This is a genomic window from Paenibacillus sp. MAH-35 (assembly GCF_058135425.1).
The window spans coordinates 1-23,998 of record NZ_JBYUPU010000070.1 but is presented as its reverse complement, the minus strand read 5'-3'; the positions used below and the strand labels follow the sequence as shown (position 1 = coordinate 23,998).

Genomic DNA, 23,998 nt, shown 5'->3' with positions numbered 1-23,998 from the left:
CATATAGGTAACAGCTTACATACCTACAAAAGTTATGACTCGCTTGTCTCTAATTAAACAATGGTGTATAACATTACAAAAAAATACAAAGAAGTTACATTTCCACATAAAGAATGATCTCATTTTTATGTCTTACAAATTATCATTTCCTTGAAGATAATTCCTCACGCATGAACTTCATTAATTCCTGAATAGTCGCGTTTAAGCTCTCAATTTTCTTTTCAAACCGTATCAATAAATATGCGGTTAAGACAATAGGGAAACCAAAATTACCTATTGATGTTGTAATTAAGGTAATCAACTGATTATTATCCATACTTTCCTCCTTACTACATGAAACTATGAACCCTAGATATGAAACATCATAAAAAGTAAATATCGATTATCATCAACCCTACGCACATCCATATTTTTGTTAGAAACTGCTAATTATAAAATTAGCAGTTTCTTCTTTTATAAAATATACAGTATTGATAGAGTCCTATTCCCAAATATCAGGGTTAGCAGTTACCATGGCGTAAACGCTTCTTCCACCAGATTCCGCTTCCCAAAGACCTGTAGAACCACCAGCTGTCTTCCATCGAATCGTAGAGGAACCTCCCCCATCCAACATAACAGCATAGACATTGCAACCAATGTAATCCTTCATAGTTTCGCGAACCTCCCATGGAGTCGCATTTTCAAACACAGCAAGCACAATTAGTCTCCGACTGTTATAAGTTCTATATCCAATTGCAGTTCTGGCGGTTTTATAATCTGTTCCCGGCCCGGGATTAACCTTTTCAAGTTTAAGCTTGTCGTAGTAATCAGTTTTAGTTAAAGAAAGATTTGGATGGAGACTATATCCAGAAACGGCCCATTTAACATTAGATGCTGGTACATTATTGCCATAAGAATCTTTATAGTCTAGATAATGATTAACTACTGCAGTATCGAGAAATTGCCAATTAAATGCTGGATCAAAATGATATATTGTTCCTCTAGTTGCAAGATGATAATCATTCGAAGCCGCGTAATCCCTTACAGGTCTTGCTTCGCTGGGGTAGCTTGGGTCGGCCCCTTTTCGAACCGCAATACCGATAACGGGGCCACTTGGCATAACAAAGAATGGTCCGTTCACACCAAATTTCCCAGAATTCCGTACTTTATCCGTGATTGATTCAACAGATATACAATCTAAATCCGCCTCAATGTACCTTACCCGAAGATTATTTATGATGTTGTCACGATATACTGCCTTAGTAGTCACTTAAATCATCCTCCCTAAATTCAAATATGTCATGAACGGAAAGGGTACAGAAAAACTAAATGTTACCCTTACATCAGTTATTCTGTTCCGTTCTATTATTTAAAGTGGATTAACTCGACAGATAAACAACTATACATTAAAATAAATTTATGGAAAATTATTCATTAGGGAGGTTGACATGAAACTAATTACCACAATTCTGCTGGTTATACATATCGCTTATCTCTCTGGTTGTGAGAGAAATAACGTCGTCCCGCCTCCAGTACAAGAAAATACCCCAATGGAAGTGGAACACGAACAACCTAGTACCCTCCCCCTTCCTTTTGGCGGAAAACCGGAGAAAAATAAACAAACGATACTGGATAAATCCTTTTCATTCGCCCCTTCCGGAAATAAGGAACCACGATTTTCGGTAAACGTAAAAAGCGGAAAGCTTGTAATCAAACCCGTAACTGAGGATCTTTTTCTAAATACTGCTTTTGAGATATACCGGGGAGATTATGAGGTTTTGCTAATCCCCGCCAACAAAGAGCCCGCTATATTTTTGGATAGGTTGGCGGATCTGGAACTTCACGTACAAAAGCCCATTCCGAATAATGTCGGCATCTTGGATTTCGGACATTTTGAACTTGTCTATTTCATCCCTGCTCCCGAAAAACACCAAACTAATATGTACGCCTATATTATCGAGCCTACAGGGAAGTCATACCCGGTAAACTTCGAATTTGCCGTAGATCATCGTCTTGTCCAAGAACGATTTATAAATATCGATAACATTCATGACTGGCCTGATCGCAATGACGACAACCTTACCGTATTATACGGAGACGGAGAGTACTCCTTCTACCAACTTGCGTTTTCGCCCGATCCGCAGGGTCAAGTGCTGCGGCTTCAAGAGGTCACAGATATTTCGGCAGCCATGCGGGAAGCTAAAGATATGGGGCAACTGTTAGTCGATACGATTGCAAGAGACTGGAAGCCAGCTGTCGAAAAGGATATTAACATCATGAGACAAAGGTTTACCGATGAAGCGTGGAATCATACCGGATTTCAATATCTTTATGAGAATGCGCTAAGGTCGAAACAAAAGCTACGGCTTGAATACGCCGTCGGTGTGCCACATCATGTCCGGATCCTGTCTCCCGAAGTCATTCAATATCGGGTTAGCTTTAATTTGCTCGATGTCATGAAACAGATGACGGATATTGAAGTGGAGATTCGCAAGCAAGCGGACCAATGGATCTTCCACAAATTTGGAACTATTCAAATTCATGAAGTAGAAAATAATGAAACATACAATGAACACCATATTCATGCTGGACTTGTGCCTGGGATCTATAATTGATAAAAGTGGGCAACTCGGAAATACGGCCGAATCCAGTTATCGCTTCTCTGGCGAAGCCCGCTCTAGAATAATTCGGCCAATCTCCCCAAACGAACAAAAAGCCCGTTCCGCACACTAGTACGGACAGGGCTCTTTGCTTTTCATTTTTACTTATACATGTTGTTCAAGATGCGGTACATAAACACAGCCACTTCCGCCCGGGTCGCGTTTCCTTGCGGATTGAGCGTCCGACCGTCGCCTTGAATCAATCCTTCCTTGACCATTCCTGCGACGCTGTCGGCTGCATATGAAGCAACCTCAGCCCGATCCTGGAAGACCGACAACGTATCGACGCTTGCTCCGATCTTCATGTCCCTTGCCGCGTTAAGCGCCCTTGCCGTGATCGTGAACATATCTTGGCGGGAAATGTAGCCTCTCGGCTGGAAGTTCCCCTCGCCGATGCCTTCGATAATCCCGAGCTCTCTGGCAATGCCCAAAGTATCGTAGAAGTAGTCGCTCCGGCTCACGTCCTTGAAGTTCCCGGTTACGGCCGCCTCCAGCTCCATCGTTCGGACGAGCATCGCGACAAAGTCCGCCCGCGTAATGTTCAGCGAAGGAGCAAATACGTCCGCATCCATGCCGCGGATAATCTCGCGTGCCGCCAAAGCTTCGATCGACAGCTTAGCCCACGTGTACTCTGCGATATCCGCGAACGACTTATCAACGTACGCCACCGCATATTTGCTGAAATGCTTCACCTCAAACTGAACCGTTCCCGTTGCCGCATCATACTTGCCGCTCGGAACCGCGAAAGATCGACCCGATCCGTCGATATACCGGACGACGAGGCTTCCCGGCTTGCTCAGCTCCGCCGCCGTAGGCTTGTACGGAATAGAGATCCGTACTGCCGTATCCGGATTGCTCCAAGGACGGTATGCTCCTTCTTCCCGCACCTCTATGCTGAGGATCGGACGATTGCCGACTTGCTTCCTCGCCTCATCGCTTAACCCCGCCGAATCAGCTAGCGCTACAATCAACTGAATGAAGTCGGTGTCAGCCGCATTCGTATCTTTCAGGAAATCGGAAGGGAGCGTCACACTGCCGAACGGCGTTACGATTTCAAGCTTTCGATCTGCCGTTTGCTGTGCAATCGCCTGCTTGGGCAGCGTTACCTCAACGGTATTCGCCCCCTGAGCGCCTTGGACCTCAATTCGAACGACTTCCGCCCGATCGCTGCCGGCACCTGCAGCCGCTTCCTTCCTCGCCTGCTCCAGGTCCTCCGGTCGAACCTGCACCTTCGCGGTGGACGCTTCGACTTTCGCAGCGATGGACAGCTTTCCTGCGCTTACCTCCGTCTGACCATTCCCCGATGAAGCTCCCGGAGACACCGGTCCGGCAGGTCCCGGCTGCCCTGGAGCAACGGCCGTATCGTCCGGTCCATCCGGTTCGTCTGTACCGTCCTCCGGGTTTTCCGGATCGCGCGTCACGGTCAGCAGCAGATCCGCATGCTTGACCGGATCCTTTCTACTGGTTGCGCGAATATGCACGGTCCCCGGACGAAGCGCCGTAACAAGTCCGCTTTCCGTGACAGAGGCCACATCCTTTTCTCCTACTATCGACCAGATCACAGACCGATCCGATACGGTTTCCGGCAATACGGTTGCTGTCAGTTGCAGCGTTTCTCCTGTTTTCAGCTGTTTGGTCTCATAATTTAGCCATATCTCGCTCACCGGCGGATCGATCGGCTTGTCCGCTTCCCGCACGGTAAGCCGGAAATCCGCATACCGGTTTGCATCGGCTGCGCTCATGGCGCGTATCGTAGCTTCTCCCGGCGCTTTCGCCTCAATCAGGCCGCTCTCGCTCACCGCTGCAATTCCTTGCGAATGCTCGCCGTATACCGACCAGATGACGGAGCGGTTAGGCGCATGCTCCGGAAGAACGACGGCGCTAAGCTGGAGCCGCTCCCCTACCTTCAACGTCCCGGACGTCGCGTCGAGCCGGACCTCTTCTACCCGGATCTCAGGCAGCTTGTCCACGACGACGGCAATATCGGCGTAGACGCTGCTCCATTACGGTGCTGGCGGCGCGAATTACGGCCGTCCCCAACCCTTGCGCGGTCAGCAGCCCGTCCCTGCTAACTTGAACAGCGCCTTGCGGAGACGAATTATACACGGACCAGGTCACGCTTTTGCTGCTCGCATTGTCCGGAAGCACAGCCGCATTCAGTTTCACGCTCTCGCCCACAGTCATCTCGTTTTCCGGACCATGGATTACGATGGACTGCGGCGGGATTTTGACCAGCTTAAACTGATCGACAACCCGGTCGTTGATCGTTTTGACGACGAATTTCATTTCATCCCCGTCGATCTCCGCAGCGACGTACATCTGCACCTGCTCGCCGTCTGTCACTTGTTGCCACTCTCTCGCCCATACCTGATAAAACTTCGGACCGGTCGATCCGCCGACGATATAAACCGTGCCTTCGCCGTCGGCAGCCGGCTTCTTGTCCTTCATCGGATAAGTCCGCACATATACGTGGTCATGGCCGTTCATAACCAGATCGACATGGAACTCGTCGAAAATCGGCGTCCATTCGTCGCGAATGTGGGCTGAGTCGTACATACTGCCGAAAGGCCCGCGATGAAACGCAACTATCTTCCATTTCTTATCTGTGGCCGCCAAATCTTTGCGCATCCATTCCTTCTGCTGCTCAAAGTCGTATTCGCTGTTCAGCACGACGAAATGGGCGTTTTTGTAATCAAAGGAAAAGTTGCTCCCTTTCAGGCTGTCGATCCCGTTTTGCGGATGATTGAAGTGAGCCAAGTAATCTTCCGTTTTCCGGGTACCGGTCACCTCATGATTGCCGACTACGGGCACTACCGTCGTATTCATCAGAACGTCCTGCGCGGCTTTAAACCACATATTCCATTCGTTTTCCTTATAACCGTCCTCGACAAGGTCGCCCCCCTGCACGACGAATTCCGCGTCCGGATGATCAGCCATCGCCTTCTTCAAAATGTCTCCCCATAGCTTGAACCCGGCCTCGTTCGACGCCTGAGAATCGGCAAGGAAAATAAATTTGGTGCGTTCGCCCGATGCCGCCGCCGTCTGAAGCGATCCGTTTACGCTGTAATTGCCGTTACCGTCGCCTACGCGGAACATATATTCCGTTCCCGGCTCCAAGCTTTCCGCGACCGCTTTATGCACCCGGACAGTCCCGGTATCGGTCGTGTTGAACAAATAGCTGCTTCCAGCAAACTTCATAACGCCCGGTCCGTCGAATCCGGAAAACTCCGTTTTCTTGACGACCTCGACTACCGTATTCTCCGTAGCCGGATTCGTATGCCATGTGAAAGCGCGGGAAGTGGTCGTATCCGCCCCCATCGTTACGCTGACATTGCTGGGCGCCGGGCTGCCAGCCAGTTGCGATACTTTAAATTTCAGGATCGGGCTGTACCAGTCGCCTTTGGCCGCTTGCAGCAAATATTCCTTCACATCCGAAGTGAGAGCGGCCGTAACGAGCGCCCCCTGCGCATCAGTCGTACCGATCTCGCCGCCCCCGACGACAGACACTTTCGCCCCTTCCACCGGGCTTCCGCTTCCATCCGTAATCTTGAAGCTCGTAGGAAACTTTTCGACGATTCCGAACTCGTCCCAGCTTAACTGCAGATGATGTCGGATAGGCGCTTCCACCGGCAAGCCGTAGAAGCCGAAGCTTGTATCGCCCTTGTCCTTGAACGTGATCGCTCCGGATCGGAACGCGATCTTGGCCGTACCCGTCGCCTCCGGCTTAATCCGGTATTGGATGTGTGCGAGCGCTTCGTCATCGTTCAGTCCGGTTGCATAAATCCCGCTAAACATCAATTGAACGGAACCAAGAGTCTCGTCGATCGTGTAGGCGAGGTTCGCGTCGCCCAGTTTGCCGCCTTTGATTACTTTCAGGCTGTCCGCCACGGCCGGATCAAAGACGAATTCCATCCGCCCGCCCGCGATATCCGCCGCTTTCAACGCTTTGATGTCCAGCGTATACGTATTGCCTGCGTAGACGTCGGCCGGGGCGTCGTAGACGATCTTCGAAGAGCCGGTATCCACCGTAAACGTCCATTCTTTTTCGGTCGTATTGCCGGATAGATCGCGAATCTTGATCTTGGCCAGATGCACTCCATCCGCAAGAGGAACATTCGGCGTATAATGAATTTGGCCTTTTGGAGGATACAGCGTATGCTGTACCAGCTCCCCGTCGACGTAAAACCGGATTTTGTTCGGGTCGATCAACGTGGTCGCGGGATGAGCAGCCGGATCGTAGCCGAAATCCTCGCCGATCGCTTCGATTTTTGGCGTATTCGTACGAACGGTGCTGCCTTCCGCAGGCAGGAGGTTCTTTAGTACGGGCGAATCCATATCGTCGGTCGCCGGACCGTACATGGCCCGGATCTGGTCGATATACAGCACACCCGCCGTTTTATTGTCGTTTTTCGTTTCCATGTAACGCACCGGCTGGTCCATTCGAAGCGGAAGCGGACGTCCCTTCGGTACGACAGCCTCCAAATATCTCCAGCCCTTAAAATCGACCCCGACCGTCTGGTCGACGTAATCGATCCCGACCGCACTGCCGTTGCCGTCGCGAATTTGCCCTCGCAGCCAATGCTTTTGCCCGTCACCGTATACCCACAAACCGATTTTCTCCGGATAACCGGGAATCGCGAGATTGGTTTCCAGACTTTTCGCCGCCATATACGCTCCGGAAGTGCCGATCGTTTCGGTGAAGTCGTACTCCAGCTTGGCCGACTTGTTTCCAAAGCGGACAAAGTCCTCGTTAGTTTCTTCGCTAAGCTTAACCGACTTGTACCTGGCGCCGGATTCGGTCAAATAGTTGCCCGTGCCGTTCTCGAAATCTTCCAGCACGACCGGAGGCAGCCCGACCTTCACATCCATAAAAGTTTCAACATTTTTATATTTCACGAATATTTTACCGCTCTGCTCCGTTGCGTTTGTTGCCGTAAACACCCCGTCCGCATCAACCGTGCCGATCGGACCTTCGACACGCCATTCGAGCTGCTTGTTGTCCGCACGAATGACCTGCCCGTTGCGCAGGGCGCTCACGCTAAGAGGAACGGATTGCGCAGAGGTGAATGTCCTTACCGCGTCTGGAAATTTCAACTCCGTCAGCTCATCCACTACCTCTACTTGCCCGCTGCCGGTCAGACCGTCCGCCGTCACGTTAATGTCAGCCGTCCCCGCCTGTCCGCCTGCCGTGAACATCCCCGATTGGTCGATCGTGCCGATACTTCCCGAGACACTCCACTCCGGCGTTCCGTTATAGACGGCGGGATGACCGTTCGAATCAATGGCAGCCGCCTGGAACGGAATGGAGGATCCGACCAGTACGCGCTCTAGGTTCGGTTTGACGACCAGGCTCGAAGCCGGACCTTCCGGCGCCTTGTTCACAAGCAATATTCCGTTGGCCGTCTTCCGCTCCGATCCGTCCGAAGGCTTGTTCAGAATCGTACGCTTCGTATCTCCCGGAAGCTTCGCTATCAGGGTAGCGGAGCCTCCGCCGTCGAGGCACAGCGCGTTGACTGCGCCCATATCCTTCATGATTTTGGCCAGATCGTCATAGGATACGCCTTCGCTGAAGCCCGGCGACCGGCCGTCGATCTCGACCATTATGATCGAACCGTCGGCCTTTGTACCGATTCCGACTCTCGGATACAACGCTTTGTCCTCATGGGTTTGCGCCACGCCGTCCTTCACCAGCATAAAGACGCCGCCGATCGCCATCTTCACGTCTTTCCATGTATCCTCCAGCTCGAAGCTGGCCGTTATTTCATCGCCGAGCTTCAGCCCGGCCAGTTCGGCACGATACTTGCCGGAGGCGGACAAGACGACTTGCCCCGCTATCAGCGGCGTATTGCCTTTGTCCTTGTGAATCTCCGAGACTTTCAGCCTCATCGTATGCCCGCTTTTCGCCTCGCCTTCCAATACGTCGAACACGATCTCGTCTCCCAGATCGTTCGTCATCGTAGAAGTATGGAAGGTGGACGTGTACAGCATTAAGGCTTCGCTGTTGTTTCGCATCCGGTTGATATGGGAGATCGGCACCGTCTTGCCTCCGATGGAGAGCGTACGAGTCAGCTCCGGGCTGTGGCCGTAAATCGTGCTGCCGTCCGCCTTAAGACCGAAAGCGAGCCATTCCCATTTCCCCGGCGGACTGGTTAATATTTCACCGTCCCCCATGAACAAGCCAAGCGGCACGCCTGTCGACATGTCGTAAAAGTCACCGTTTATGGCTCCGATAACCCGGTTGCCGGGCGCATCGGCATCATCCGCCATCTTCGTCACGCCCGTCATCCCGTACACTTTGCCGTCCGTTTTGCCCGGCTGAAGGTCAAGCGCCGGATTTTTCGGGTCGAACTCGATCGAATGAACTTTCTCCAAGCCTTGCGGCAGCTTCATTTCCTGCCATGTATACATGGCGCCCGGGCCGATCTCCATCCGGCGTGTATCCAATACTTGCCCGAACGATAACCCCGTGTTTTCCGCCGCTGCCGAATGCTGCACGGGAAAAATGGCGGATAACACCATACTCACACCGAGCAATAAAGCTGTGCCGCGTTTTTTCCGTTTCATCTCGTTCCTGTCCTCCCGATTGAATAATGCCGCAAGGATCTATGCCGGAGCCAATCCCTTTTTTGGGATAATGATCAGCAGCTTCATCGCATAAGCTCCCACAGATACCTGGAACGGCATGTCCCAGTATAAGATCCGGGCCCGGAAAAGTAATGGAACGATCTTATTGTTTCTTCGCCGATTCGCTTCTTAACGAAATCTTTAGAGGGCTGACGAGTCAGACTCCCTGCCTTCTCCGGTACTCGCCGGGAGTAATTCCCGTAAACCGCTTGAACACTTTATTAAAATACTGCAGCGTCTCGAACCCCGCTTCTCCCGCCGCTTCGTACACTTTGAGGCTTGGCTGCAGCAGCAGCTCCTTCGCTTTTTCGATCCGGACGCGGTTCACGAATTGGACAAACGATTCGCCCGTATACCTTTTGATCTGAACGCTGAAATAGGAGACGCTCATGCCGAACCGTTCGCTGAGCCCGGCCAGCGTAAGCTCATCCCGGTAATGCTCCCGGATATACTCGCAAGCGATCCTGGTGTTTAAGCGTACGTCGCCTCCCCCGGACGGTGTGTTGCGGTCCATCCAGTAGTCGCCCAGCTTCCGGAAATAGGCGACAGCCTCCTGCTCGTTATGCCAAGCGGACAGCTCGGGGATGCTTTGCCCGCGGCGGTTCAACACCGTATGCCATTTGGCATAAAGGATGCGGAACAAACCGAGCCGTTCCCCGCGCTGCGTCTCCACGTAGTCGGTTATCCCCCGGAGCAAATCCGCGTGTCCGCGGATAAACTCGTCTCGTCTGAGCATGTCCATCTGCTCAAAAAATGATTGAATCCGGTTCAACTCCCGATGCGCGCCATAATAATAATGCATTCTCCGCTCCGCACGGCAAAGAGCGATCCTAAGCTGCTCATCCTTCACCGGCTTGGGCAAGAAATCGATGGCCCCCGCCTGCATCGCCTGTCGGATGTATTCCGCTCTTGTACTCCCGCTCTGAACGATCGTAATCATCGGAATACGCTGCTGATAGACCCGGCGTACAAGCGCCAGTCCGTCAAGCCCGGGCGGCATCAGATCGGCGAGCAGAAGCGTCGGCCAGCCTTGCCGTTCCATGAACGCCAATGCCTCCTCCCCGCAGGACGCTTCCCCGATAACGATATGCCCCGCCTCCCGCACCTGTCTGCTTAGTTTGGCTCGCCTCCGTACTCCGGGCTCGACAATAAGTACATGAAGCATCATCGGTCCTCCCTCTCAGCGAAACTTTACTCCTTCAATTGTACATGATGTCCGGTTTATTTTTTCGATCAAAGGGCGGCTTTGCAGTAAATTAACAAACTACGTCCATAGGCAGGAAGAAAGTTCCGGAGGGAATGAAACCTCACGCCGACCCGGAGCGTCCTTAAAGTAAGCAAACATATAAGGGAATCGGGGAAGCCCGCTTCTAACGAATCGCCCAGGGGGTTACATACGTTATGCTGAAAAGACCTTCATTCATTTTTTATAACCATAGCAAGCGTAAATACCGCAAAGGACTCGCCTCCGCGATCGCTATCGCGCTGCTTCTGGCAGCGGCGGTCGTCTTCATCTGGCTTCGGGAGCCGCTGGAGACCCCCCCGCCGGCCGAGCTTCTGGAAGTCCCGTCCGTAGCGAAACCGAAGGAAGAATACGACGTCATCGTCGCCGGGACGGACCCCGAAGGCGTCGCAGCCGCCGTATCGGCCGCAAGAAACGGGCAAAGCGTGCTGCTTGTCGACGGCAGAAACCGGGACCGGTTGGGCGGGCTTATGACGCTGGGCTGGCTGAACAGTCTCGATCCGAGCTACTCCCCCAAGAAGGCGCTGCTGCCGGGCAAGCACAACTTCTTGAACAAAGGCATCTTCCAGCAGTGGTATGACCGGGTGGAAGGAACATCCTTCGACATCATTACCGCGGCCAACGCATTCCGCAATCTGGTAGCGAACGAAAACCGGATCGACGTGCTCCTGAAAACGCAATCGATGCGCCCCCTTGTCGACCACACGAGCGAAACCAGGACGGTACGCGGTCTCTCTATCACCCTGGCCGATGGTACGAGCATGTCCGTTCAGGCCAAAGCCGTCATCGACGCCACCCAGGACGCCGACATCGCCGACATCGCCGGTGTTCCGTTTACTTACGGACGGGAGGACCTCGGCGAGAAAGATTCGAAGATGGCGGTAACCGCCGTCTTTCGGCTGGCGAATGTGACGCCTGACGTGTGGGGCAAGATGATCGCCCGCGAAGGCGTCGGCCACGACGGCCATAGCGCATGGGGTTACCACGACATGTGGGACTACCCGACGACTGACAAAACGAAGGTACGCATGCGCGGCCTGAACATCGGCCGTCAAAACGACCATTCGATCTTAATTAACGCCCTGCAGCTGTTCGGCGTCGACCCGTTCGATCCGAAATCGGTCGAACAAGCGTACGAGACGGCTCGCCGGGAGCTGCCGCTCGTCGTAGACTATATGAAGGACAAGTATCCCGAGTTTCAACAGGTGGAGCTTGCCGGCATCGCGCCCGAATTGTACGTGCGGGAAACCCGCCATATGATCGGGGAATACCGGCTCTCCATCGCCGATCTGCTCGATAACCGGGATCACTGGGACCGAATCGGCTTCGGCTCCTACAGTGTCGACATCCAGAGCACCTCGTACGATTTTCGCGGCACGATCCTGATGAAGCCGAAGCAGTACGCGATCCCGTTCCGCAGCATCGTACCCAAGGAAGTCGACGGCTTGCTCGTCGTCGGCCGGTCGGCCAGCTACGATTCGCTGCCCCACGGGAGCGCCCGGACGATTCCGGTCGGCATGGCGGCCGGGCAAGCGGCGGGAGCGGCGGCCAAGCTTGCAGCCGAACACAAGCTGACGTTCCGGCAGCTCTCCGCTTCCACAACCTTAATCGAACAGCTTCAACGATTGCTGAACGATCAGGGCATGGAGCTGAAGCCGTTCCGCATCGATCCGCCTGCGTACGCCAAACATGACGCGTACCCCGGCTTAAAAGCGGCAGTTAGTATGGGTTTCGCCTTCGGAGGCAGCCGGAACGACTTCGAGCTCGAAGACGCGTCCAACCCGCAGCGTTTAGTCCACACGATGCTTCAAGTGCATCAAGTCCATGCCGGCGCTTTTAAGGGCAATCCGTCGGAGGCGCTCGAAGGAATAGGAGAGCCTGACACAGCGCCGCTGACGCTCGAACAAGCAACTTTTACTATTGCGCTGTCTGCGGGGCTTCCGACCAGCCCGGAGCAAGCCCGCTCCATGTTGGGGACGAAGCAACTGCTATCCGCAGAAACGATGACAACGATAAAAAATCCGCAAAAGCTCACCAATGCTGACGTCTATATGATGATTCGCGATGTGGTGAAAGGAATGACCGGGACGGTATATGAATAAATGCAGGGAAGGAATTCATGGCAGTGCCGGCCTGCACAGAGATCTGGGGTTCGTCCGCTCCGGAAAAGGCCGGTAGGAGGCAGAGTGAGATCCGCTATGTGGTTGACCACCGCCATAAGATGCCGAGCACTTGTTAATGGTCAGGAGGAGAAGATGACCTTCCTTCGATTCTGCGCTGCCTGCAGCCTGTAGTATGGAGATGAGGTTATGGGGACTGCACGATCTCCAGCCACAGCTTGCAAAGCTCTTTCTGGAAGCTTCACTTCCGTTATCGGCTTGTTGGCAGCAAGAAATAGACCCTAGCGGAAGATTAAGTTCCGTTATTCCCAGTATACGCGCTTCTATCGCCCTGAAGAGCCAAAATAACGGAAGTGAAACTTCCGCTATAGCGTGAGAATGACGTACCCTTCGGGAGTAACGGAAGTCACGCTTCCGTTGCACGCCGGATGACCGTTGATTCCAGCCAACCTGAAGCCGTAAATAATTGCATAGTTTTAGATTGGAGACTTTCAACCTCTTCACTCTGCCCTTCATCTACAGTTGCACCTTACCGTTATATCTATAACGGCGGTTTTCGTCACCTTCTCCTTCGGAAGGGAGTTCTTGAGCCCCACTTAGAACCGACTTCCTCGAGAAAAAGGACCTCGGCCTCCATTTTACAATGGAATTTGAGGTCCTTTCGTTTGGAAATCGGGACGTTCCCATGTGATGCGAATACTTTTGGGACAGCCCTTTTTCTGTTCTGGTTTAGTTGGCATCTCACTTGGCTCCCCTTATGGAGATAACCCCTTAGCCCTATAGCGAGGGACAACAAGGGGTCATCCAGCCTCAAGCCTCCCGTGATCCGTTATTCCCCGTACACCCTGACTTCCACAATTTCCGCGTACCGGCTTCCGTTTGTCGCCTCCACAACGATTCTCACCCGATCGCTGCTCGCCGGTTCGCTCAGCCGGTGTACGCGCTTGCGCTTGCGGTTATCCGTTATGCGCTCCAGCGTCTGCCACTGACCGCCGATCCAGGCTTCGATCCGGTAATCGCGCACCAGCTCCGGCATCGTTACAAACGGTGTACGATGATGGTGAAGATTGATCAAGTCCTCGTTGACGTCATCGTTAAAAATCAGCTGCAGCTCCTCGATCCGAACCGCCTGCTCCCAATCGAGCTGGAGCCATTGCTCCTGTCCGGACGGCGTCGGCTCCGACATCCACTGCTGCGGCCCCCCATATGGGCGGCGGTATCCGTTCTGCGCCTTGTCGGGTGAGTACGCCGAAGTATTCCCTTCCGCGCGGAAGCAGAACGGCTGGCGCGTTTTGCGCTGCATGCGCCATTGGATAACCGGCTGGCTGTGGCCGTGGTATTCCAGCTTCGACGGCGCATTCGGCTCCAAGCCATTGAAGAAGATCAGCACGCCGGTTAACGGCTCGCTGGCATGGTACAGCTGCACCGAATCGTTCGCTTTGACGATGACGAAGGCGTTCTGCGGTTCGTCCGGCGTCCAGGCGAGATCGAATCGCACCCATTGGGCTCGGCCCGGCAGCACGGAAGCTTCGCTGCTCGCCCGAAGCGTGTGCGGCAAATAGTTTTCCTTGCGGCCGGTATCCCACAGCTCGACCTCAACGGTCGTCGCCGTATCGGCGTCAAGCAGCAGCTCAAGGCCGTCCAGCCTCGGCTCCACGGGGAATAGCAGAGCGGCGTCGCGCGTGAGCCGGTAGCGCTCCTCCCCATAGCTCTCCACGCCGAGCCGCGCGAGCGTGCTGGAAGCGCTGGTGCGGGCTTGCCGCGCCAGATCGAGACTGTCCGCGTTGCGAAGACCGATGATCGAAGCGTCCTGGCGCAGCAGCGTCTGACGCAGCTCGTCGCGGTGGCTCGCGTAAAGCTCGCGCGGCGTGACGCCTTTGGCGGCGCAGAGCGCGGCACCGGTGCCGGCGGCTTCCCCGATGACGGCGCACGTCGCCATCACGCGGGTCGTCCCGAAGGCGACGTGCGAGGCGCTGATGTCGCGGCCGGCCATCAGCATGTTGTTCACGTTGACGGAATATAGCGAGCGGAACGGAACGTGATAGACGCCGTCCGCATGCAGATGCTTCGAGCCGCTTTCCGTCGAATACATGCCTTGCGGCGGGTGTAGGTCGATGGACCACCCTCCGAACGCTACGCCGTCCTCGAACTCCCTCTGGGCGAGAACGTCGTTCTGGTTCAAGACGTAGTCCCCTACGAACCGCCGGTATTCCCGCTTGCCCGGCAGCGCTCCGACCCACTCCAGCGTCATATTGGCGCTGTCGAACTTCCCGGAGTTTTTAATGTAATCCCATATCCCGTATATGACCGCCCACAGTTCGTCGCGAATCCGCTCGTTATCGTGCACCGTATCCAGTTCTCCGCCCCACTCGATCCACCAGTAATGACAGCCGGAATCGCCGCTGCGGATCACCCTTTTTACGGGAATTGTGGTCTGGGTGATGTCTTTGGCGAATGAAGGCGGGACGTAACGGACCGGATGACCCGCATCTTTCGTATAAAACAGGAGCGTGCTGCCGAGCGTAATATCGTCGGCCGTCTCGGGCGCCCATTCCTCGTTGTACTCGTGCCGGGCTTCCCTGCCGATCCGGTACTTCGCCCCTGCCATGAAACCGACAAGCCCATCGCCCGTGCAATCGAGATAGACTTGACTCTCAAACCGGAGCCGCCTTTCGGAACCCATCATCCAGCCGGTAACGGAACGGATCGTGCGGTTAAGTTCATCCCCGTCCGCTTCCACTTCGTGCACGTCGGTATTCAGAAACAGCCGGATGTTCGCCTCCGCCTTCACCGCTTCCAAAACGACCAGATCCCACATGTACGGATTGCCGTCCGGATTGCGGTACTGATTCTCGACGAACAGTTCCCCCATAATCCCTGTCTCGCGCGCATAACGATGGGTGCCGTGAGCGGTAGCGCCGCAAACCCATACGCGAACTTCGCTGCTGGAGTTCCCACCTAATACCGGTCTGTTCTGCACGAGGGCTACCGTTTGCCCTAATCGGGCTGCTGCAATCGCCGCACAGACGCCGGCCAGTCCCCCGCCGACTACCGTTATATCGGTCCGTACCGTTTCGTCACGCATAGCCAAAACCACCTTAATCGAGTTATGATATATATAATTTCATCATATCATGTCGTAATTAAGTTAAAATACACGATACAATCCATTTCCGTATCTTTTATTTCGATTATGTAAGGAGGCTAATGATGACGTACACTACCGGCATCAGATCGACGCAAACCGACGACAGCCCCGCAATTTTTCCCGCTTTTTCCTCTCTGTCCGAGCTTCACTGGCAGGTGAACGAATATACGTATTGGGAGAAGAAGCAGGAGTTTCTGCTCGATACGGACACGTATCCGAGCTGGTGCCTGTTTGCGGTCGAGAACGGTTCCTTTTTCTACGAGATTGGGGAAACTTCGGGCGTGGCGAGCAGCGGAGTTCTCGTTCTCTGTCCTCCGCATGTTCCGTTCAACCGGACGATGACCGCTCCGGGGCTGTCATTTCATTATGCGCGGCTCGATCTGATCCGCCGTTGTCCGGCAAGCGAATCGGAAGAGACGGACAGCCGTCTCCCGATTCCCGTCTCGATTACGCCGGGTGACCGCAGGCGGTTATTCGACTCGTTTGCCAAATGGAAAACGATCAGCCCCCTCCCGATCGCCGAACGGCAAAAACTGCTCAGCCACTATTGGAACGACATCTGGACGTCCTGGTGCCTGGAGCTTCTGTCCGCTCCGAATCCGCGTGCGTCACAGCCTCCCCAGGACGAGCTGATGAACCGGGCCGCCAAACTTCTGGAGCAGCATTGCTCCCAGCCTTACGGAGTCAAGGAACTGGCTCACGAGTTGGGCCTAAGCTCCGTCCAGCTGATCCGCCGCTTCCGCTGTGCTTACCGGTTAACGCCCGGCGATTATTTAACGTCGCTTCGAATGGAACGGGCTTGCCGCATGCTGAGGGAAACCCGGATGACCGTCGACCAGATCGCCGCCGTTTGCGGCTACGCGACCGGTCATTACTTAAGCCGCTTATTCGCGGCGCGGATCGGTGTCGCTCCTTCCGAATACAGGAAGCGTCATCGGGTGTAGCTTTAAATTCCATAATATGGGTACCGTATGGAATGGATTATGATAAGATGAGAAGATATCGTGTAGTTCCGTGAGGTGATGTTTGAGGTGAACAGGAGCCTTATCGCCTGCCGTTTCATCATGCTAATGGAGTTTGCACGCCGAAGGGAGGATGGTTAATAATAAAATCATGGCGACTTCCTTGCTTATTATGGCAGCGGGGGTGCTCGGTATTTGGAGCGGGCTCGCGAAGGGATCACTCCATTTATGTACATTCCGATCGTTTCCGGTACGCTTCTTATCGTGTTGGGCCTGATTGTGTTTACAGTTACATATACGGGCTGGACCCGAAAGTATTATAACCTGTAATCAGCATGGGCTCAGCCTTCCCTATCGAACCGGCCGCGCTCTTGTCCTGTCCGGGCTTTCGCCGCATAACCGAACCGGTCCATTTTGGCCCGCATATAGTCAATTCGCTGGCGGATCTCGAGTATTTCCGATTCGGACGGAGCAGTCGCTCCCGGATACGGCGATTCGGCTTCGTCACCGAGACGCGTCCAGGCTTCGGCGCTTTTGCCGAGCCAAGCCGTAAATGCCGAGCCGATGAACTGCAGCAGCGGTTCCCGCTCCCGCCGCGCCGCTTCCCGCACATTCCGTTCGATGCTTACCGTTCCTGTCTCCATCACGATCGTCTACCCCGTTCCGCAATTGTTCTTATAGCTTAACCATACCGGAAACCGGCCGCCTGCAAAACGGACCCTGGACTGTCTGCAAACCCCGACTTTAGTCGAGCGGACGTTCCGACCTGCGGGAGCTGCTTTTTCCTGAAGCCTGGTCCCTCAGTTTCGGTATAATGAAAAAAACACCATTCGACCGGAGAAGAGGCTCATGAAGGCTATGTTTGAACATCCCGGCTTCCCATGGATTTTTTTCGCGATTACGATCGCCGCATCGCTCCTTCTGCTGGGCTGGATCGCCCGCGGCAAACAGGAACATGAGCCTTATCTGTTCTTGAAGCTGTTCGGTTATTCCGCGCTTGGAGCTTCTACTTTTATCTTGAACGGGATTCGTCTTCCCGTTGGCTTTCTTTTGTATCTGCTGTTTTTGGCCCGACCCCGCACGAACCCGAAAGTGAAGCGCCGCGCCGCTTTATTCGGTCTTTGTCTGTTTTTGCTGAACGCAGCAGCTCCCACTTGGGAGAGGATGATCTATGAGCGCGACATTACCGTTACAGCGCCCGCCGGCAATCTGTTTGCGATTGATTTCGGACACCACTGGCAGAGTGTGACCTCCAAGCTGGCTATCACGGGCGATACGCGGCTGGAACGGTTTGAGGCTAGGTACAAGTCGGATGGAGATTTGCAGCGACTTCGGTACGAATGGATCGAAAAACGTTCGGATGGCTTCATCTACTACCGGGCCGAGCTCGATCCGGGGAAATCCAAAGTAATAGTGAAGCGGAATCGTTTGGATGGCGGATGGGTACAATTCGACCGGTCGATCCCGGTAAGCCGTTTCCTGCAAAAACTGGACGATACGGAGCTGGCGTCACTTAAACCTAGCACGGACTTTCCGTATTACAGCCTGAAGGCTGACGGCGCTTCCGTAAACTACGGCATCAAGAATACACAATCGTTCCTGCTTGGTCCATCCGGCATCAGTCCGCTCGACCTGTCCCGGCTTCCGGTTCAAGGGTATTGGCTGGCTGCTTGCGGGTCCGGATCGCCCCATGGCTGCGACGAGCGGGCGGACTATTTGTTTGATTCATAAGGCGTTTTGCTCCGTACCTCTCGAATTAAGCGGCTTGATGCCGATCGGATTACGCGCCGGCCGCTTCGCCATCGTGTTGCCGTCATTGCGACCGTGCCTGCCTCCATTAGCTATTTGAAAAAGCGGTCCTTTACTTCCGGCGACGGCAGCAAACAACTCTCGTTGCGGCCAAACCAGCGGTACCGGTTGCGGGCAACCGTATCGTATACAAAGTCCCTGAGCGGTGCAGGAACCGCTGCGAACACGTACAGGACCGGCCACAACCCGCCCAGCTTCCGTGCAACCTCCAAGGCCGCTCTGGACTTGATATACACCCGCCCGTCCCGGATCAGCCTAAACGTATCGGGTACCGCCTCACCGTTGTCACCGCCCTGCCCCGCCTGTTCCAGCAAAGCTTTGCCCGCAGCCGAATCCAGAGCCGCAAACCGGTATCGGGCGCGCCGGTCCCGCGTGATCACAAAGCGGACAACCCAACTGCACATCGCACAATAACCATCGTACAAAATGATATCGTAGTTTCCTTCGCGCGCTTGCCCTGCCATGACCGTCCCCTGCCTTTCCGGCTGTCTCCGTATTTGGATTGTACCTTGATCCGGCCTTGGTGATGCAGTCCCAACTTTGCTGCAACGGTATGCCAAAAAGGTACTATGCTCCGTAGTACCCTCTGTCTGGGTGGTTCTTCATCCTAGCTCCGGTCTGCCAGCCGAACGTTGTTGGTTGTTCTTCACTTCCAGGGGATCACAGGGAATGACCGGGACTCTGCTCTGCTGAACGTCGCACGTCTCCAGTCTCCTTCCGATCTGCCCCGATTCATTCGTACCGGCTCGATCGACCTGCGTCATGCGGCGAACGCACTATCCGCGACTATCCGAGCTGTCGTTGTGCGAGCATGCTGCCCGGCCTGCGCATGACATGCCCCCAGCACCGTCATTCGTCACGTTCACCGCGGCCGTCCCTTTCCCGTTTCTCCGTTTCTGGCACCAGCCCTCCGCGCCGCACCTTCTCCACCGCTTCCTTGCTGCTTTTTACACGGAGCTTTTTCAGCATTTTGTTCACCTGGTTTTTCAGCGTACTTTCCGCTTTATACAGCTTGCCGCCGATCTCCCTTTGGGTGTATCCGGCCTCCAGCAGCCCGAACAGCTCCCGCTCTGCACCGGTCAGTTCCTTCAACTGCTCCTCCCGTTTCAGCCGGGCAAACTCCTTCAGCAGCACTTCCATCGGATTCGAGCTTCGCATGACGGTGCGGATCGTTTGCGGCAAGCTGCGGTAGTCCGTCTTTACCACATACTGAACCGCTCCGGCGGTAAATGCTCTTGTAATAACCGATTCCTCCTCAAGCGAGGTCAGCATAATGACCTTCGCCGGCCGCACCTCCAGCAGCTCCATCGCGGCATAAATCCCGTCCACCTGCCCCGGCGTCAGGCATATATCCATCAGCGCCACATCGAACTCGAGCGTACCCGCCAGCCGGACCGCCTCCTCACGGCTCGTCGCAGCGCCGACGACCAGCATGTCCGCTTCCTTGTTCAGAAAAGCAGTCATCGCTTTGATCCAGTCCGGGTCGTCCTCCGTAATGAGTATTTTGATCGGCTGCATCTTGTTCCCTCCTCTCGAACGAATCTTTGCTCGTCCCGGGGTTCGGTACCTCCCAACCACTCGAATTCACCCTTGCGGTCACTATCCAAGCAGTGCTTCCGAACCCCACAACCGCCGCTTCCCCGGGCGCTCCACGCCGGCCGACGCCTCTATAGCTCCGGGTTGTACGTACCGGCCCGGCTCCCTATGGCAGACGTTTAGACTTCTCAGTCCATGGATTAACCCTCCAACCGCTTACTCCCTGGAAATCGGAGCGTCACCACCGTTCCCGCCCCTTCCCGGCTTGTCACTTCAATCGAGCCGCCGATCTTCTGCATCACCTGGTAGCCGTACGTCAGCCCAAGCCCGAAGTTTCCTCCGCCGCCGGTATGTTTCTTGGTTGTATAAAAAGGCTCCAGCACGCGCGCCAGTCGGTCTTGCGGAATGCCCGGCCCGTTGTCCCGCAGCGACAGCTCCACATATCGTTTGGAGGCAGCGATCCTGACGTGCAAAGCTCCTCCGCCCGGCATCGCTTCCATGGCATTTGTGACCAGATTGGAGATCACTTCGCCCACATGAACCGGATCACACAGAAGGATCGGATCACATTCGAAGTCCGTTTCTACCCTGATCCCGCTTCGCTCCAATTCGGCAGACCGCGATCGCACGTTTTGCTCAACCAGGACGCTCAGCCGATTCGGCCGCTCCTCCAGCACGATCTCCTGCATCTGCCCGTGTATGCGGGCTACCATCTGTTTCATATGATCCGCCGATCGGACGATCAGGTCGAGCTGTTCCGCCGTCTCCGCATCCTGCCGCCCAAGCGCAAACTTGATATTTTCCGCACCCATCGAGATTTTGGCGATTTCGTTTTTGATCGTATGGTTCAGCATCGCCGTTCCCGAACTGACGGCCGTCACCGCGCTCTCCAGCGGATCTTTCTCCAGCCGCACCTTAACTCCCAGCACGCCGGAGCCAAAAGCAAACGCCACGCCCGCGAGCAGCGAGTAGGCGATAAAAAAAGCGATGTAATGAAAAAAGCGGAATCCCGGCTCCCAAACGTTCGCCACATTAATCAATACCGCAATAGCTGCCAAAGTCGGCACCGCCAGCACCGCAACCGCAAGCTTCTCGCGCCTTTTCCAGGCAGACGGCTCGCGCCGGTACGCCGAGAGAAGCAGCCAGCAGGAGTACGCATAATAAGGCACGGCCCAGAAGAGCAGCGTAAGGAAAAAAGCGCGCTCGTCCGGAATCGTCCAGTACACCGCTGCAGCCGCGACGGCCGGAAGGAGCAGAAGCAGCTTCAGTCTGGCCCGGAATTTGCGAGAGAACCGTTCCGCATACACGAGAGCAAACACCAGCACGCCGTACGGCGTTAACGTATGGTTGAGCGTCTCCAGTCCTTTCGCCGCAGAAGCAGCGAAGTCGGGCCACATGCCCGTTCCCGCGCGTTCCGTCAGCTTGAACAGAAGATTGTCCCGGATATAACCGGCCAGGCCGCCAGTGCTCGCAAACAGCAGAAAAAAAGCGGCCCACCGGTTGGCCTCCCGCTGCGGATGCAGCTTGTATAACACGCCTGCAGCCGCCAGCAGCGCCGCAAAATAAACAAGCATGCGCTCCTCATCCTCTCGCTGTCGCTATGTGCCGGAATGCAGCACTTCTCTAGCACGATCATACCCTTTGACTCAAACGGATTTCAAGAGGGGCAGGAGACGCACGCGAATCCAACCTTTTCCGGCGCAAAGAAGAAAAAAAGCAGCCTCCCGGAACGAAGAGAAGACTGCTTTCCATTATCAAGTACGCATGATCGGGGCCCGACAAGCCGCTATCCAAGGCGCATGCCGCATCTGCGCGCTCCGACTTGTCCTACCTCCGCCTGATATCCGCGAGACCGATCCCGCCCTCTTTCCTGCCGCTCCTGGACTTCGTAAGCGCCTGCTCCCAAATCATCATTTGAAGGAGCAAGACAGTTTAGTCAGCGAATACGGCCATTCTCACACAAACCGGCTTGGACGCTTGCGCCGTATGTCCGGTAAATTCCAGCTTGCCGGTGCTCCGGTCGACGCGAAACACGACCAGATTATCCGTATCGCGGTTAGCGGCGATCAGAAACGCACCGTCCGGCGACAGGGAAAAATGACGGGGATGTCCTCCTCTGGTGGACGTAAAGTCCACAGGCGTCAAAGCGCCCGAATCCGGATCGACCGCATATACGACGATCGAATCGTGCCCCCGGTTGGACCCGTACACGTATTTCCCGTCCGGCGAAATCTGAATCTCGGCGCACGCATTCTCGCCCTCGAACCCGGCAGGCAGCGTGGACACGACCTCCAGCTTCTCCAGTGTGCCCGCCGAAGCATCGTAAAGGAACGAGGTGACGGTGGAATCCAGCTCGTTAATGACATACATGTATTTGCCGTTCGGATGAAAGACGAGATGCCTCGGACCCGCCCCAGGCTGAACAGCCGTCTCGCCATGCGGCTCCAGCTTGCCGGCGCCGGCATCGATCCGGTAACCTACGATCCGGTCCATCCCCAGATCCGGCACGAACACGAACCGCTGATCCGGGCTGAAAAAAGCCGAATGCGGGTGCGGCCGGTCCTGACGCTCCGGATGAACGCTGCTTCCCGCATGCTGCTTCGCATCGAGCAGCGGCCCGATCGTTCCGTCTTCCTGAAGTGCGACCATGCCCACCTGACCACCGCCGTAGCTCGCCACAATGAAGAAGCGGTTATCCGCGCTCCGCTGAATATGACAGGTCGACGTATTCACCGTGACCGAACGGTTCAGCTCCGTCAGCTTGCCGGCCGCCGAGTCGATCTCAAAAGCTACAGCGGCGCCTTTACGCTGTCCCTCCTCCAGCTTTTCCGCAATCGCATACAGCTTCCGCGCCTTGGCATCGAGGCTGAGGAAGGTCGGATTTTGCAATCCGGAAACCTGATCGAGCTGCGAGAGCGCCCCCGATTCGGTATCCAGCTGATACACATACACCCCGCTGTTCGCCGCCTCCGCATACGAACCGATAAATACGAGCATTTTCCCCTGATTGTCCGCCACGTCTTGTTTCCTCCTCTTGGCTATCCGTTTTCCAGTTGTACCGGTATCTCTATTAATGTACACTTCCGGGTGGAAGGAAAGCAAACTGCATGTTTAAGTTGTTCAATATGTAAAAAGAAAAAGAACCCTAGGTCTGTGACCAAGGACTCCTTCCTGCTTCTTATTTATTTCTCTACTAACTCTTTTGTTTTAAAAATCTATTCCTTAAATAATTTTGAGCAGGTTTTTCAATGAGTTCGTATGACACTATCGAGATAATAAGTGTTAAAAACAAAAAGCCTAAAAACATTTTTCTAGTTGTAAAGTCAATCCCTAAAAGAAGAGTATCGTCCATTGTCTTTATTATTAATTGGAGTGGAAAATGCCATAAATAAATAGAGTATGAGATAGAGCCAAGATACACTAGTGGTCGAAAGGATAATATACTATTCAAAACTGTAATATTAATAGATAGAACAATAATCAGGGGATAAATTATTAAGGTATAGACAGTAGTCCAATTGCCAAAGGCTTTGTGTCCAAAAATAATACCACTAGCGATCACAATAAGTAAACCAAGACCACTCAAAGTAAGAATTAAACCTCTCATCTTACTACTTTTTAAAGTATTACATGCTTCATAAGTCAAACAACCTATAAAGAAACCTACAAAAACCCTCGACATTGATAAATTAATTAGTGGGTAATTTAAATTGATTTTTTGTATTGTCAGTCCAATAAAGACCATAAGAATATACATAATCAAACGTCGTTCTTTAGGCAGTTTAAACAAAATAATAAAAAAAATTAAATAAACTACTAATTCCGCAGATATAGACCATGTTGGAGCATTGAAAGAATAACCAAACTCAAACCATCCACTTTGAATAAGACCTAAATTTAAAATGAAATGGTATACA

General features: G+C 54.1%; 16 protein-coding genes. 4 read left to right on the top strand and 12 right to left on the bottom strand.

Translation table 11 applies throughout. The annotated features are described in order from the left end of the window. Positions 1 to 142: 142 nt before the first annotated feature. A complete protein-coding gene (locus AC3Y2E_RS33590) occupies positions 143 to 316 on the bottom strand; it encodes a YvrJ family protein (RefSeq protein ID WP_379217623.1) in 174 nt (57 codons plus the stop codon). 165 nt (positions 317 to 481) lie between these two features. Then, entirely contained in the window at positions 482 to 1,249 is a 768-nt protein-coding gene (locus AC3Y2E_RS33585) for a phosphodiester glycosidase family protein (protein WP_379217621.1), read from the bottom strand. A 178-nt stretch (positions 1,250 to 1,427) separates the two neighbouring features. On the opposite strand from AC3Y2E_RS33585, the gene AC3Y2E_RS33580 reads away from it, so the two are divergent. Next, entirely contained in the window at positions 1,428 to 2,594 is a 1,167-nt protein-coding gene (locus AC3Y2E_RS33580) for a hypothetical protein (protein WP_379217619.1), read from the top strand. 146 nt (positions 2,595 to 2,740) lie between these two features. Here the strand turns inward: AC3Y2E_RS33580 and AC3Y2E_RS33575 are convergent, their stop codons facing one another. The 3 genes from AC3Y2E_RS33575 to AC3Y2E_RS33565 all read right to left on the bottom strand — a co-directional run bounded on the left by AC3Y2E_RS33575 (position 2,741) and on the right by AC3Y2E_RS33565 (position 10,431). Continuing rightward, on the bottom strand, positions 2,741 to 4,609 hold the full coding sequence (locus tag AC3Y2E_RS33575; protein ID WP_379217617.1) for an S-layer homology domain-containing protein: 1,869 nt from the start codon (positions 4,607 to 4,609) through the stop codon (positions 2,741 to 2,743). Beyond that, on the bottom strand, positions 4,593 to 9,203 hold the full coding sequence (locus tag AC3Y2E_RS33570) for a phosphodiester glycosidase family protein (RefSeq protein ID WP_379217615.1): 4,611 nt from the start codon (positions 9,201 to 9,203) through the stop codon (positions 4,593 to 4,595). The genes AC3Y2E_RS33575 and AC3Y2E_RS33570 overlap by 17 nt, the downstream gene beginning before the upstream one ends. Before the next feature lie 217 nt (positions 9,204 to 9,420). Beyond that, a complete protein-coding gene (locus AC3Y2E_RS33565) occupies positions 9,421 to 10,431 on the bottom strand; it encodes a helix-turn-helix domain-containing protein (protein WP_379217613.1) in 1,011 nt (336 codons plus the stop codon). Positions 10,432 to 10,664: 233 nt separating this feature from the next. Here AC3Y2E_RS33565 and AC3Y2E_RS33560 point away from each other — a divergent pair, with 233 nt between their 5' ends. Next, positions 10,665 to 12,608, top strand: coding sequence for an FAD-dependent oxidoreductase (locus AC3Y2E_RS33560; RefSeq protein ID WP_379217611.1), 1,944 nt, complete (start codon positions 10,665 to 10,667; stop codon positions 12,606 to 12,608). Between the two features lie 847 nt (positions 12,609 to 13,455). Here the strand turns inward: AC3Y2E_RS33560 and AC3Y2E_RS33555 are convergent. Next, positions 13,456 to 15,711 carry an FAD-dependent oxidoreductase gene (locus tag AC3Y2E_RS33555; RefSeq protein WP_379217609.1) on the bottom strand — a complete coding sequence of 752 codons (2,256 nt, stop codon included), beginning with the start codon at positions 15,709 to 15,711 and terminating at the stop codon, positions 13,456 to 13,458. A 122-nt stretch (positions 15,712 to 15,833) separates the two neighbouring features. Here AC3Y2E_RS33555 and AC3Y2E_RS33550 point away from each other — a divergent pair, with 122 nt between their 5' ends. Next, a complete protein-coding gene (locus tag AC3Y2E_RS33550) occupies positions 15,834 to 16,718 on the top strand; it encodes a helix-turn-helix domain-containing protein (protein WP_379217607.1) in 885 nt (294 codons plus the stop codon). A 359-nt stretch (positions 16,719 to 17,077) separates the two neighbouring features. Here AC3Y2E_RS33550 and AC3Y2E_RS33545 read toward each other — a convergent pair whose 3' ends face one another. Then, positions 17,078 to 17,383 carry a hypothetical protein gene (locus tag AC3Y2E_RS33545; RefSeq protein ID WP_379217605.1) on the bottom strand — a complete coding sequence of 102 codons (306 nt, stop codon included), beginning with the start codon at positions 17,381 to 17,383 and terminating at the stop codon, positions 17,078 to 17,080. A gap of 202 nt (positions 17,384 to 17,585) precedes the next feature. Between AC3Y2E_RS33545 and AC3Y2E_RS33540 the strand changes: the two genes are divergently transcribed. Further along, on the top strand, positions 17,586 to 18,467 hold the full coding sequence (locus AC3Y2E_RS33540; protein WP_379217603.1) for a hypothetical protein: 882 nt from the start codon (positions 17,586 to 17,588) through the stop codon (positions 18,465 to 18,467). 110 nt (positions 18,468 to 18,577) lie between these two features. Here the strand turns inward: AC3Y2E_RS33540 and AC3Y2E_RS33535 are convergent, their stop codons facing one another. The 5 genes from AC3Y2E_RS33535 to AC3Y2E_RS33515 all read right to left on the bottom strand — a co-directional run. Then, positions 18,578 to 19,009, bottom strand: a complete 432-nt coding sequence (locus AC3Y2E_RS33535) for a thiol-disulfide oxidoreductase DCC family protein (protein WP_379217600.1) — start codon at positions 19,007 to 19,009, stop codon at positions 18,578 to 18,580. A 385-nt stretch (positions 19,010 to 19,394) separates the two neighbouring features. Further along, a complete protein-coding gene (locus tag AC3Y2E_RS33530) occupies positions 19,395 to 20,063 on the bottom strand; it encodes a response regulator (protein ID WP_379217598.1) in 669 nt (222 codons plus the stop codon). 218 nt (positions 20,064 to 20,281) lie between these two features. Beyond that, complete coding sequence (locus tag AC3Y2E_RS33525; protein WP_379217596.1) at positions 20,282 to 21,655, bottom strand: sensor histidine kinase; 1,374 nt, start codon at positions 21,653 to 21,655, stop codon at positions 20,282 to 20,284. Positions 21,656 to 22,013: 358 nt separating this feature from the next. Next, the gene (locus AC3Y2E_RS33520; protein WP_379217625.1) at positions 22,014 to 23,078 is read right to left on the bottom strand and encodes a lactonase family protein; all 1,065 of its coding nucleotides are present in this window, start codon (positions 23,076 to 23,078) and stop codon (positions 22,014 to 22,016) included. 196 nt (positions 23,079 to 23,274) lie between these two features. Continuing rightward, a partial coding sequence (locus AC3Y2E_RS33515) for an acyltransferase family protein (protein ID WP_379217594.1) occupies positions 23,275 to 23,998 on the bottom strand: 724 nt, incomplete at its 5' end.

Coding starts and splice junctions, on each gene's coding strand:
- AC3Y2E_RS33590 (WP_379217623.1), bottom strand. CDS start 316: ATGGATAATAATCAGTTGATTACCTTAATTACAACATCAATAGGTAAT.
- AC3Y2E_RS33580 (WP_379217619.1), top strand. CDS start 1,428: ATGAAACTAATTACCACAATTCTGCTGGTTATACATATCGCTTATCTC.
- AC3Y2E_RS33570 (WP_379217615.1), bottom strand. CDS start 9,203: ATGAAACGGAAAAAACGCGGCACAGCTTTATTGCTCGGTGTGAGTATG.
- AC3Y2E_RS33565 (WP_379217613.1), bottom strand. CDS start 10,431: ATGATGCTTCATGTACTTATTGTCGAGCCCGGAGTACGGAGGCGAGCC.
- AC3Y2E_RS33560 (WP_379217611.1), top strand. CDS start 10,665: ATGCTGAAAAGACCTTCATTCATTTTTTATAACCATAGCAAGCGTAAA.
- AC3Y2E_RS33555 (WP_379217609.1), bottom strand. CDS start 15,711: ATGCGTGACGAAACGGTACGGACCGATATAACGGTAGTCGGCGGGGGA.
- AC3Y2E_RS33550 (WP_379217607.1), top strand. CDS start 15,834: ATGATGACGTACACTACCGGCATCAGATCGACGCAAACCGACGACAGC.
- AC3Y2E_RS33540 (WP_379217603.1), top strand. CDS start 17,586: ATGAAGGCTATGTTTGAACATCCCGGCTTCCCATGGATTTTTTTCGCG.
- AC3Y2E_RS33535 (WP_379217600.1), bottom strand. CDS start 19,009: ATGGCAGGGCAAGCGCGCGAAGGAAACTACGATATCATTTTGTACGAT.
- AC3Y2E_RS33530 (WP_379217598.1), bottom strand. CDS start 20,063: ATGCAGCCGATCAAAATACTCATTACGGAGGACGACCCGGACTGGATC.
- AC3Y2E_RS33525 (WP_379217596.1), bottom strand. CDS start 21,655: ATGCTTGTTTATTTTGCGGCGCTGCTGGCGGCTGCAGGCGTGTTATAC.
- AC3Y2E_RS33520 (WP_379217625.1), bottom strand. CDS start 23,078: ATGCTCGTATTTATCGGTTCGTATGCGGAGGCGGCGAACAGCGGGGTG.